General features: G+C 70.5%; 6 protein-coding genes. 3 read left to right on the top strand and 3 right to left on the bottom strand.

Features of this window, described 5'->3' with window-relative positions; all coding sequences use genetic code 11:
• Position 1: 1 nt before the first annotated feature.
• Positions 2–2731: an alpha/beta fold hydrolase gene (locus LR394_RS00290; protein ID WP_231438249.1), complete on the bottom strand. Its 2730-nt coding sequence runs from the start codon at positions 2729–2731 to the stop codon at positions 2–4.
• Between the two features lie 130 nt (positions 2732–2861).
• Positions 2862–3989 carry a hypothetical protein gene (locus LR394_RS00295; protein WP_231438250.1) on the bottom strand — a complete coding sequence of 376 codons (1128 nt, stop codon included), beginning with the start codon at positions 3987–3989 and terminating at the stop codon, positions 2862–2864.
• Between the two features lie 451 nt (positions 3990–4440).
• Here LR394_RS00295 and LR394_RS41085 point away from each other — a divergent pair, with 451 nt between their 5' ends.
• The 3 genes from LR394_RS41085 to LR394_RS00315 all read left to right on the top strand — a co-directional run bounded on the left by LR394_RS41085 (position 4441) and on the right by LR394_RS00315 (position 11834).
• Complete coding sequence (locus LR394_RS41085) at positions 4441–7320, top strand: AfsR/SARP family transcriptional regulator (protein ID WP_269328461.1); 2880 nt, start codon at positions 4441–4443, stop codon at positions 7318–7320.
• On the top strand, positions 7317–10169 hold the full coding sequence (gene ppc, locus LR394_RS00310) for a phosphoenolpyruvate carboxylase (RefSeq protein WP_231438251.1): 2853 nt from the start codon (positions 7317–7319) through the stop codon (positions 10167–10169). The genes LR394_RS41085 and ppc overlap by 4 nt, the downstream gene beginning before the upstream one ends.
• A 102-nt stretch (positions 10170–10271) precedes the next feature.
• A complete protein-coding gene (locus LR394_RS00315) occupies positions 10272–11834 on the top strand; it encodes a GAF domain-containing protein (RefSeq protein WP_331283027.1) in 1563 nt (520 codons plus the stop codon).
• Here LR394_RS00315 and egtD read toward each other — a convergent pair.
• A complete protein-coding gene (gene egtD / locus LR394_RS00320) occupies positions 11831–12814 on the bottom strand; it encodes an L-histidine N(alpha)-methyltransferase (RefSeq protein ID WP_269328507.1) in 984 nt (327 codons plus the stop codon). The two genes, LR394_RS00315 and egtD, sit on opposite strands and share 4 nt — an antisense overlap.

The following is a 12814-nucleotide window of genomic DNA, read 5'->3' on the forward strand; positions in this document are numbered from 1 at the left end:
CTCAGTTCCCCTTTCCGACCAGCGCCAGGAAGGTCTCTTCCAGGCCCCTCTGCGGCGCGATCCGGCTGACCCGCAGGTCGGCCAGCACCAGTTGCCGCACCAGCTCCGCCCGGGTCTCCACATCCGCCCGGACCACCAAAGAACCGTCGGCGACCCGCACGTCCTCAATTCCGGCAACGTTCTTGGCCACCTCGGCGGCCCGGGCCACGTCGTCCACCTCGACCGCCACCGAGGCGCCGTGGCCGACCAGCTCGGCCACCGGCCCCTGCGCGACCAGCCGCCCTGCCGCCATCACCACCACATGGCTGCAGGTCTGCTCCACCTCGGCCAGCAGATGACTCGAGACCACCACGGTGCGCCCGGTGGCCGCGTAACGCGCCAGCACCTCACGCATTTCGCGAATCTGCGGCGGATCCAGGCCGTTCGCCGGTTCGTCCAGCACCAGCAGATCCGGCAGGCCGAGCATGGCCTGCGCAATCGCCAGCCGCTGCCGCATTCCCTGACTGTAGGTACGGACCTTGCGCTCGACGTCCTTACCCAGACCGGCGATCTCGAGCGCCACGTCAAGGTGCGGGTCGGCGTCCCGGCCGGTGGAACGCCAGTACAGGTTCAGGTTGTCGCGGCCCGAAAGGTGCGGCAGGAAGCCCGGTCCCTCGATGAACGAGCCGAGCCTCGAAAGCACCGGAGCCCCCGGCCGGACCTCGTGCCCGAAGATCCGGATGCGTCCTTCGGAGGGCAGAATCAGGCCCATCAGCATCCGTAGCGTGGTGGTCTTACCGGCACCGTTGGGGCCGAGCAGCCCCAGCACCTGCCCGGCCTCGACCCGGAAGCTCACGTCCGAAACCGCACGAAAACCGTCACCGTAGGCCTTCCCCAGACCTTCGATCGACAAGGGGACGTTCGCCAGCGAGTCATCGGGGTGGGTGGGACGTTTCCGGGCGGCCCGTAGAGCGAAAAGCAGCAGGATCAGCGCGATTCCGATGATCAGCCCGATCATTGCCGCCCAGGGAACGACGTCTCCCGCATCCTCCGTCGCCAGCTCGACCTCCGGCACGGTCAGCATCTCGTCTCCGGCCAGCTGCACCCGGTAGAGCCGGGCCTCCTGCGGCATCGCGTAGGCCTGGTCGGTGCTGCTCAGCACCACCCGCAGCCGGTGCCCGGCCGGGATGTCGCGCACCACCGAGGGCAGCGCGATCGTCACCTCGCTCGCCTCGGAAGCCTTCACCCGGATCGGCGTGACCAGTTGGGCCGGCAGCGTGGTGCGGCCCTCCGGGTCCACATCCACGACCGAGGCGAACAGCGTGGCGTCCGCGGCGGAGGAGTCGATCGAGACGGTGATCTGCGAGGAGCCGGTGATGGTGAGCGGTTCCTTCAGCGGCGCGGTCTGGAAGTTGACGGTCTCACCGGGCAGGGCGCTGAGGTTCAGGCCGGAGCTCGCGATCGCGCCCGAGGAACCCAGCGCCCCCAGCAACGCGCTCGCACCGGGCAGCGAGGTGATGGCGGCGGGAGTGGCGCCGGGCGGAGCGAGGGCGAACTGCGAGCCACCGACCAGAGGCAGCCGGACCATCGGCGTGGCATCCGTGCCAGGCGCCTGATCGGCCGAACGTAGCTGAGCGATCCGGGCGGTGGTGGCGGTCGAGATCGCACCGTCCGAGACCTCGACGCGGAACTCGGGAATCTGTTCCAGGGCCTCGGATCCGGCCGGGTCGAGGGTGGCGGCGAGAAACTCGGCGACGACCGGCCTGAGTTCTTCGGTGTCGGTGCCCACGTCGTGGCCGTCCGAAGTCCAGTACTGCTTGACCGATTCGATGCCCTTGGCGTTCGCGTCGGCCTCGGAGAGCGGGAACAGGGAATCCTGCTGCCCCTGGATCAGGAGCGTGTCGGCGGTGATCCGGTCCAGGGACCGGGCCGGGCTGGACTCGGCGAGCAGCTCGATCAGCTCGGCGGAAGGGCGTCCCTTCGTTGCGGTGTCCACGTAACCCAGGCACAGATCCTTGGCGAGGCGCCCACAGACGGCCTGCTCCGCGTCCCCTTGTGCGAAGCTCTTGAGCTGTTGGGCGGTCGGGGTGCCCGAGAGCGAGCCGTCGCTGCCGGTGAGCGTGGAGCCCAGCAGCAACGCCGTCCACTGCTTCTTGAAAACCCCGGTCTCCGGCCCGGCCGCGAACTGCGGAAACAGCGCCTGGGGCAGGTCGTTCCAGGTGATCATCGGGACGATGCTGTCGACCCGCGGATCGGCGGCGGCCAGCATCAACGCGAGCGCCCCGCCGTACGAGGCACCGACCACACCCATCCAAGGGTCGCCGTCCGCGTCCTTACGCACTTCTGGTCTGGCCGCCAGCTCGTCGAGCAGGCGCCGGCCGTCCTCGATCTCGAAATCCGGGTGGTCCAGGTGGATCAGGCCGCCCGAGGCCCCGAATCCGCGGGCGCTGTAGGTGAGCACGACGTAACCGCGACCGGCCAGCTCCTCGGCGTCTGCGGCCACGCTCCGTTTGCTGCCGCCGAACCCGTGGGCCAGCAGGACTGCCGGGGCGGGCGTGCGTTCGGGCAGGTAGAGCGTGGCGTCGAGATCGACCTCGGCCCCGTCGGCCTCGGGCGTGCCGCCGACCGTGAGCTCCTGCTCGGTGAAAACGGCCTCGGAGTCACCGGAGCGGGTTGCGGTGAGCCAGAAGGCGACGACCACCAGAACCAGCAAAAGGACGATGGGGGCCAGGAACCTGCGTCGAGCCAGCAATCGCTACTCCCCTTGATCAGCGGTGAGCTCACTCCCCGGACGGCCAAACTACGGCACGGGCCGTCTGCCCGAAGGCTGACGGCCCGTGCCGTGGGTACTGCAGTTGACCTGTGCTGTTCTCAGCGGCCGATCAGGGGTTGACCTGCTCCTGCATCTGGCCTTCGGTGCCGCTGCCGTCGTCCTGCAGCGTGCTGTCGCCCTCGGTGGCGGCGTCGGTGCTCTGCTGCGTGGACTGCGTGTCCGAACCGGTGGACGGGTCGGTGGCGCTGTCGGTGGCGGTCGGGGCGGTGGTGGCGTTCGCGTCCGGCGTGGCCGACTCGCTCGGCACCGTGCCCTCGTCGGCCGTGGCGGTCGGCGTGGCGGAGTCGGTCGGGGTGGCCTCGTCGGTCGGGGTGGCGGACTCGGTGGGAGTGCTGGTGCTCTCCTCCTCGTCGCTGCCGTCCTCGTCCTCGCCGGTGCTGCTGGTGTTGTTGCTGACCAGCTTGGACAGCGTGGTGCCCTCACCGCCCGAGATCGTCTTGCCGGTGGTGCCCTCGATCCCGGTGATGAAGAACATCGCGATCAGGAAGCCGGCCATCGAGATGCCCGCCATCATGAAACTCGGCTTCTTCCACCAGATCTGCTCGGCCTGCTCGGCCTGCTTGCGCTGGCTGCGGCTGGCCGGCGGCAGCCCGCCGGAGCGGTACTGGCTGGTCTGCTCGTTCAGGTGGAACGACTCAGGCCCGCCCGGTCCGTTGCCCCGGGCCGGTGGCATGACCTGGGTGGAGTCGTCGTAGCCGTTCATCACCTGGGTGGCGTCGGCGATCGGCACCTCGACGTGCTCGACGTCGAGCCGGCGGGTGTCCTCGGCGCCGACCCGGTTGAGCGAGTCGGCCACCGGCACCCCGGCCGGGCCGCTCATCCGGCGGATGTTGTCCGCCTGGGACAGATCGTTCGGGTAGCGGGTGACCACCACGGCGGCGGTGGTCTGGATCGTCTTGTGCGCCTTGTTCAGCGACTCGGTGTAGAAAGCACCCGCCACCGACGAGACCACGGAACCGAAGGCCGCACCCGCGAGCGTGCCGCCGACCCCGAAGTACGACGCCGCCACGGCTGAGGTCACTGCGGCACCGGCGCTCGCACTGATCTGAACCACGTTGACGGGGAGCTTGAACTTCTTCTCTTCCTCGATCTCGCCGACCGGCTCGGGATCGGGCGACGGGTAACTCGTCGGTCCCGGTGAGCCGGCTCTTCGCGGCGGATGTTGTCTGTCGGTCATTGATCTCCGGTCGTACGTTTCTCGGCCAGCAATCAGTTTCGCCCATCCTCCCGCCGGTGCGCGAACTGACCATGCACATGTCGGCAAAGTCTCAGCAGCGCAGTGATTTACGACCGATTCGCGGGCGCGTCGCCGACCCGCCGAAACAGCTGGGGAAACCCTGGGAACCAGCCGCGAAAACGGCGGTGGCCAGCGCCGGATTCGACAGGCGAATAGCGCTGAGAGGCAGTACCTTCCACCCCTGGATGCAGTTCGCGTGCAGCAAGAGAAATAGATCACGCGAAAAAGCTGTAACACTTCGGCAAGTGCGGAGTCTTTACGTCCTCCGGAGGCAGGCTTTGCATGTTGATCATGCACGGTGGGGACCGGTCGGCACCGAACTGCCCGTCCGTGCTGACACGATCACAAATCTCCCCTGAACCACCACCCCACCTCGGTACGTTTACGTTCGATGACACTCCGTCAGGACGATCCCTCCCGTCTGGCGATTCGGCTCCTCGGCCCGCTGGATGTCACCGACGACGGAACACCAGTCACTCTCGGTGGCCGCCAGTTACGCGCGGTGTTTATCTTGCTGGCCCTTTCGGCCGGGGGCCCGGTCTCCGCCGACCGGCTGATCAACCAGCTGTGGGACGACGAGCCGCCGACCGGGGCGGTGAACACCATCCAGGTCTACGTCTCGCGGCTGCGGCGGGTGCTGGGCGAGCCGGTGCTGCTCACGACCGCGCACGGGTACCGGCTGGACGTCCCGCCCGAGGCGCTGGACCTGTACCGGTTCGAGCAGGCCGAGGCGGCCGGGCAGGCGGCGCTGGCGGCCGGGGATCCGGCGGGGGCGGCCCGGGAACTACGGGCCGCTCTGGGTCTGTGGCGCGGGCCGGCGCTGACCGACCTGACCAGCAGCATCGGCGAGGTGCACCGGGCGCGGCTGGAGGGGCTGCGGTTGTCGGCCCTGGCCGGGCGGCTGGATGCGGATGCGGCGCTTGGACAGGACGCGGCGATCGTGCCGGAGTTGCAGGAGCTGGTGCGTCGGTATCCGCTGGACGAGCGCTTCACCGGGCAATTGATGACGGCGCTGTACCGGTCGGGGCGGCAGGCGGATGCGCTGGCAGCTTTTGCCGTAGCGAAGCGGAGGCTTGGGGCGGAGTTGGGAGTCGATCCGTCACCGGAGCTGCAGGGGCGGTACGCGGAGGTGCTGCGGCACGCCACCTCGTTGACTCCGCCGCGCGGTACCGGCCCGTCCCGGCCGTCCTCCGGGCTGATCGGACGGGCGGCGGAGCTTGCTCGCGGGCGGGAACTGCTGGCCGGGAAGAGCCGATTGGTGACGCTGGCCGGTCCGGGTGGGGTGGGTAAGAGCCGGCTGGCCGAGGAGCTGGCCGCCGGATTCCCGGGCCGGACGCTTCGGGTCGGGCTGGAAGAGGTGCGCGGCGACGAGGAGGAACTGCTCGCCACCATCGGGAAGGGGCTGGGGGGCGGCCGGCCCGGTGAGACGGTGGCGGCCCGGCTCGAGGAGGAGCCCACCCTTCTGGTCTTGGACGAGGTGGAACCGACCGCGGCGATCTCCCGGCTGCTGGAGCATGCGCCATCGCTGAGAGTCCTGGCCACCGCCCGTTCCGCCCTGCAGCTCAGCGGCGAGCAGGTGCTGCCGGTGCCTGCGCTGTCGCTGGACGAGGCCGTTCAGCTGTTCCACCACCGGGCGGGGGCCGCGCGGCCAGGTTTCGAGGTGAGCAGCGTCAACGCCGACGAGGTGCACGCGGTGCTCAGGCAGCTGGGCGGCCTGCCCCTGGCGATCGAGCTGGCGGCCGCGCAGATCCGCACCCGGCCACTGGAGGAGCTGCGCCGTCGGCTGCTCAAGGCCGATGTGCTCGAGGTGGTGATGCAAGGGCTGCTGGCCGATCTGTCGGTCTTCCGCGGCGGCTGGACCTTGGACGCGATGCAGGCGGTCTGTGCGACCGGCAACGTCGAGGGATTGATCGAGAGCCACCTGGTGCTGGTGGAAGGCGACCGGTTCCGCCTGCCCGGCCTGGTCCGCGAGTACGCGGCCGCCCGGCTGGCCGAGCGCCCGGCCGAGCAGCGCCGGGTGCTGCTGGAGCGGCACGCGCGTTACTACGCCGGGCTGGCCCGGAGCCGGGCCGACGAGCCGGACCCGGCCGGGCTGGAGATCGAGTCGGCCAACCTCCGGGCCGCACTGGAGCACGCGGCCGCCGCCCGCGACGGGAGTCTGCTGGTCAACCTGGTCCTGAGCCGGCTCGGGCAGTGGTTGCACACCGGCCGCCGGCGGCAGGCCGACCGGTGGGTGCGGGCCGCCAAGAAGCTGGCGACCTCGGACTACGAGCGCGCCCAGCTGCTGCTGACGGTGGGCAACCGGGCGCTGGCCCGGGCCGATCTGAGCCGGGCCGAGCCCGCCCTGGCCGAGGCCCACCAGGCCGCGTCGAGGTTCGGCGAGGGCGAGCTGACCGCGCGCACGCTGGCCGCCCGGTCGGTCGCGGCCCGGGCCGGGGGCCGCCACCAGCAGGCGCTCGACCTGATCGAGAAGGCCCTGCAGGAAGCCCGGGACGCCGGGGCCTGGGCGATGGTGGTGCGGCTGGGCAACGAGCGGGGTGAGCTGCTGGACGAGACCGGTCACCCGGACGCCGCGCACTCCCTGTTCGAGTCGTTCCGGGCCTGGTCGCAGGTGGAGCAGGCGACCAGCAACCTGGCCGTGGCGCTGGTCAACCTGGCGGTGGTGGCGGCCGGGCAGAACGATCCGGAACGGGCCTCGCAGCTGCTGGCCGAGGCTGCGGCGGCGGCCACCTCCGGGCCGTCGGTACCGCTGCGGGCCGATGTGCTGGCCGGCACCGGGCTGGTGCAGCTGCGGCTGGGCTGCCCGGACGCGGCCGGTACCGCGCTGCGAGCTGCGCTGCCCCTGATGTACGCCTCCGGCCGGCTGATCTCCCTGCCGGATGCGGTGAGTCTGCTGGGCGCGGTGGCCTTGGCCGAGGGCGATCGGCGCAGTGCGGTGCGGCTGCTGGCCACCGGACGGGCCTGGCGCCAGCAGCGGGGACTGGCGGTGGTGGGGCGGCTCACTCGGGAGGTGCTGGCGGCCACCTTGCTGGAGCTGGAGCGGGCCGGCCCGGGTGAGCACGACGCCCTGGACGACGAGCAGGGGGCCGCGGTGCCGTTCGCCGCCCTCGACGTTCTGGGGTCTCCGGCGGCGTGGGGCGCCGGGCGCCCGTTTGTCCCATATTCCGGACAGTCTGTTCAAATTTTGGACTCGCGAGCAGGGCCGCCGGTCCTTGGCAACCGGATCACCCTGCCGGAACAGCATGGCCTTGCGGCAGACTCAAGCCCATGAGCAACGACTCCACACCGGCCTCGCCGCCGTCGGTCCAGCAACTGGTGGACGCCGACCGCCGGGAGCCGGATGTCGGGCAGTTCGCCGGTGGGGTGGCCTCCGACGAACAGCACGCCGCGCTGCGTGCCTCGGTCCGGCAGCTGTCCACCCTTCTCGGCGAGGCCCTCACCCGGCACGAGGGACCCGAGTTGCTGGCCCTGGTCGAGCGGGTGCGCCAGCTGGCCCGCCGGCCCGACGACGGCGAACTGCACACCCTGCTGTCCGGTCTGGACGACCCGACCGCGATCGTCCTGGCCCGGGCCTTCACCGGCTACTTCCAGCTGGCCAACATCACCGAGCAGCTGCACCGCTGGCAGGAGCTCACCGCCCGCCCGGCCGGGCCGCTGCAGGTGGCGGTGGGCCGGATCGGCGAGGCGATCGAGTCCGGGGAGATCGCGCCGGACCTGGTCCGCGAGATCCTGGCCCGGGTGGAGCTGCGGCCGGTGTTCACCGCGCACCCCACCGAGGCCAGCCGCCGCTCGGTGCTCGACCTGCTGCGCAAGATCGCCGACCTGATCATGGCCGCCGAGGACCCGCGCGGCCGGGACAGCGACGTGGCCCGCACCCACCGCCGCCTGGCCGAGCTGGTGGACCTGCTCTGGCAGACCGACGAGCTGCGGGTGGAGCGGCCCAAGCCCACCGACGAGGCCCGCACCGCGATCTACTACCTGCAGACCCTCACCGCCCAGGTGGTGCCGGACCTGCTGGAGGAGCTCGACCAGGAACTGGCCTCGATCGGGATCGAGCTGCCGGCCGAGGCCCGCCCGCTGCGCTTCGGCACCTGGGCCGGCGGCGACCGGGACGGCAACCCGAACGTCACCCCCGAGGTGACCCTGGACGTCCTCGGTCTGCAGCACGACTTCGGCGCCCGTGAGCTGATCTCGGCGCTGGACGAGCTGATCCTCGACCTGGCCTCCTCGACCCGGGTGGTCGGGATCAGCGAGGAGCTGAAGGCGAGCCTGGAGGCCGACCGCAAGGCCCTGCCCGGCGCCTACGCGGCCTTCATCGACCTGAACGCCGAGGAGCCCTACCGGCTCAAGCTCAGCTACATCCGGGTCCGGCTGGCCCGCACCCGGGACCGGCTGGAGCACAGCACCCCGCACGAGCCCGGCCGCGACTACCAGTCCATCGCCGACGTGATCGACGAGATCCAGCTGGTGCGCTCCTCGCTGCTGGCCAACCAGAGCGAGCTGATCGCCAACGGGCCGGTGCTGCGCCTGCTGCGCACCGCCGTGGCTGCCGGGCTGGGCCTGGCCACGCTGGACGTGCGTGAGCACGCGGGCCGCCACCACGCCGCCCTGGCAGTACTTTTCGACCGGCTGGGCGAGCTCGACGTGCCGTATGCCGACCTCGACCGGCCCACCCGGATCAAGGTTCTGTCCAAGGAACTGGCGCACCGGCGTCCGTTGATCGGAGCGGGAGTCGACACTCTCCCCGAACCCGCCGCCGGCGTCCTGGAACTGTTCCGGACCATCCGTAACGCGCTGAAGAAGTTCGGCCCGGGGGTGATCGAGAGCTACATCGTCTCGATGTCCCAGGACATCGACGACATCCTGGCCGTAGTGGTGCTGGCCCGGGAGGCCGGGCTGGTCGACACCGGCAGCTCGGCGGGCGACAGCGGGGCCTGGGCGAAGATCGGTTTCGTGCCGCTCTTCGAGACCGTCACCGAGCTGGAAGCGGCCGGGCCGCTGATGAATTCGCTGCTGTCCGACCCGGCCTACCGACGTGTGGTCACGGCTCGCGGCAATGTCCAGGAGATCATGCTGGGCTATTCCGACAGCAGCAAGGACGCGGGAATCGCGGCCTCCCAGTGGCAGATTCACCGGGCCCAGCGGGCGCTGCGCGACATCGCCGCCCAGCACGGCGTGGTGCTGCGGCTGTTCCACGGCCGGGGTGGTTCGGTGGGCCGCGGTGGTGGCCCGACCGGCGAGGCGATCCTGTCCCAGCCGTACGGCAGCCTGAACGGCCCGATCAAGGTCACCGAGCAGGGCGAGGTGATCTCGGACAAGTACACCCTGCCGCAGCTGGGCCGGGAGAACATCGAGCTGGCCCTGGCCGCGGTGCTGGAAGCCTCGGTGCTGCACCGTAGTTCGCGGCTGCCGGCCGATGTGCTGGACGGCTGGAACAGCACCATGGATCTGGTCGCCGGCTCGGCGCAGAAGACGTACCGGTCGCTGGTCCGGGACGAGCAGCTGGTGCCGTTCTTCGTGGCCGCAACCCCGGTGGACGAACTGGGTAACCTGAACATCGGTTCCCGGCCCTCGCGGCGGCCGGGTGGTGCGGGTGGCCTGGACGACCTGCGGGCGATCCCCTGGGTGTTCGGCTGGACCCAGTCGCGGATGAACCTGCCCGGCTGGTTCGGGGTGGGCAGTGGTCTCCTCGCGGCCCGCGAGGACGGCCGCGAAGAGACCATGAAGCAGATGTACGGCTCCTGGCACTTCTTCCGGACCTTCCTCTCGAACGTCCAGATGACGCTGTCCAAGACCGACATGCAGATTGCCGGGCGCTACGTGCGCACGCTGGTCCAGGACCCGGCCGCGGCCCGGCTGTTCGAACTGGTCGAGGCCGAGCACGAGCGCACGGTGGCCGAGGTGCTGCGGGTGACCGGGCAGGACGAACTGCTGGCCACCTCGCCGGTACTGCGGCGCACGCTGGAACTGCGTGATTCGTACCTGGCGCCGCTGCACGCCCTGCAGATCTCCTTGCTGGCCCGGTCCCGGCAGGGCGACCAGACGCCGGACCCGGATCTGCAGCGGGCGCTGCTGCTGACCATCAACGGCATCGCGGCCGGGCTGCGTAACACCGGCTGACCTCTGCGGACGCGGCGGTCCGAAGTTCAAGCTCCGGGCCGCCCCGTCCGATCCCCTCATTCGGATGGCGTAACGCGCCGTCGGTTGAGTGGGAGGTCAGTGGTGTTTGGCAGGAGCCGTTCGGCCGGTACGTCGGCCCCGGCCATGTCGCCGGCCGATGCGCCGCGCGATGTGGAGACGTACGCCGAGGTGATCGCGGCGCTGGAGTCGGTGACCAGCGAGGAGAGCGCCTACCAGGTCGCCGTGGACGCGTTCGTGCGAGCTAGCGGGGTCGACTACGGCGCGGCCTGGCTGCCGATGTCCGACGGCGGCGAACTGCGGATGATCCACGAGACCGGCCGGATCGCGGACGGGATGGCCGCTGCCTTTCCCGAGCGGCGCAACACGGTGGACGCGAGTCTGGTCGGGCGCGCATACCGCACCGGAGAGCCACTTTTCATCGAGGACCTGACCCTGGCCACCAGCTCGGTACGGGCCCAGGCGGCCCGCAACCTGGGCATGACCGCCGGAATGTTCTACCCGGTGGCGGACCAGGGCCGGGTACGCGGGGTGCTGGAGTACTTCTCGGCCCGCCCGATCGCCCCCAACCCGGGCCGACGGCAGAAGATCGTCGAGATCGCCAAGCTCGCCGACATGGCCGTCTACCGGGCGATCGCCCAGGCCCAGCTGCAGGAGGTGGCCGACGACCGGCTCGCCGTGACCGACGTGGTCAGCAGCCTGAACCAGGCCCGGGACGAGGCGACCTGCACGCGGACCGCGCTGGAGGTGGTGCGCGAGGCGTTCGGCTGGGCCTACGGCTCGTACTGGACCATCCACGACGGCGAGGACGTGCTGCGCTTCAACCTGGAGTCGGGCTCGGCCGGGGACGAGTTCCGCCGGGTCACCCTGGCCGCCAGTTTCGCCGAGGGCGTGGGCCTTTCGGGCCGGGCCTGGCGGGCGCGCGACCTGGTGTTCGTCCCGAACCTGGCCGATCTCACCGACTGCGTCCGGGCGCCCGCGGCAGGCCGGGCGGGAGTGAAGTCGGGGATCTGCTTCCCGATCATCATCGCCGGGCGGGTGATCGGCACGATGGACTTCTTCACCACCGAGACGATCGCCCTGTCCGACTCGCGGATGGGGGCCCTGCGCAACGTGCAGCAACTGGTCTCGCAGCGACTGGAGACGATCCGCCGGGCCGATGCCGAGAAGAGCGGCGCCCGGAACCTGCTGGAAACCGTGGAGCAGCTGCGCGGGGCCACCAACGACGCCAACCGGGTGACCGGCGAGGCGGTGGAACGGGCCGGGGACATGAGCAACGAGGTGGACAGCCTGGGCGCCGCCTCGGCCGCGATCGGCGACGTGATCAAGCTGATCTCCGGCATCGCCGACCAGACCAACCTGCTGGCCCTGAACGCCACGATCGAGGCCGCCCGGGCCGGCGAGGCCGGTAAGGGCTTCGCCGTGGTCGCCAGCGAGGTGAAGAACCTGGCTCAGGAGACCGCCCGGGCCACCGGCCAGGTGTCCGACCAGATCGCCGCGATCCAGCAGAACGCCCGGTCGGTGGCCACCGGTATCCAGAGCACCAGCGAGATCATCGGTCAGATGGACTCGGTACAGGTGCGGATCCAGGAGATCCTCGAGGTGCAGGCGCAGATGGCCCGGGAGCTCGAGGAGGCCGAACTCTAGACGGGTCGCCAGAGGGAGAGCGAGTAGCGGCCTTCTGGATCGGTCCACCAGCCGTCCGGGCCGAAACCGGCCTGCCCCAGTTCCTCCTCCAGCCGCTCGGCGGTGAACTTGGAGGAGATCTCGGTGCGCATCTCCTCACCCTCGCCGAACTCCACCGCCAGGTCGAGATCGGCGAAACGAACACTTGTTCGGCGTGAGGCCCGCAGGCGCATCTCTATCCGCGCCTGGCCGGAGTTCCAGACCGCCCGGTGGGCAAACTCCGAGGCATCGAAGTCCGCCCCCAGCCGGCGGTTCAGCACCTGCAGCAGGTTCAGGTTGAAGGCCGCGGTCACGCCCGCCGCGTCGTCGTAGGCCGGCAGCAGCACCTGCGGGGATTTCACCAGATCGGCGCCGAGCAGGAAGGCGTCGCCCGGATCCAGCCCGGCCCGCACGCCGGCCAGCAGCACCGAACGCTCCTGCGGCTCGAGGTTGCCGATCGTGCCGCCGAGAAAGGCCACCAGCCGGCCGCCCTCGCCGCGGCCGGTGAGCGGATCACCCAGCACGGTGGCCAGATGCTGCTCGAAGTCGGCGCGCACCGCCTGCACCACCAGGTCCGGATAGGTCACCGCCAGCGCCTCGGCGGCCTGGCGCAGCGCGCTCTCGCTGACGTCCAAGGCGGTGTAGACCGAGCCCGGACCGGGCCGCTGGTCCAGCAGCACCCGAGTCTTCTCCGATGATCCGGAGCCCAGCTCGATCAGATGCCGCGCGCCGGAACCGGAGACGATCCCGGCCGCGTTGGCCTGCAGAATCGCCCGCTCGCTGCGGGTCGGGTAGTACTCCGGCAGCCGGGTGATCTCCTCGAACAGCTCGCTGCCGGTCTTGTCGTAGAACCATTTCGGGGGAAGCGTCTTAGGTCTGTCCACCAGGCCGTCGAGCACATCGCGGCGCAGGGCGGAGTCGGAGAAGTCCTCGGGCAGAAGGTCAGTGAACCGATAGGCCAT

The organism is Kineosporia babensis, from assembly GCF_021129305.1.
Taxonomy (GTDB): Bacteria; Actinomycetota; Actinomycetes; order Actinomycetales; family Kineosporiaceae; genus Kineosporia; species Kineosporia babensis.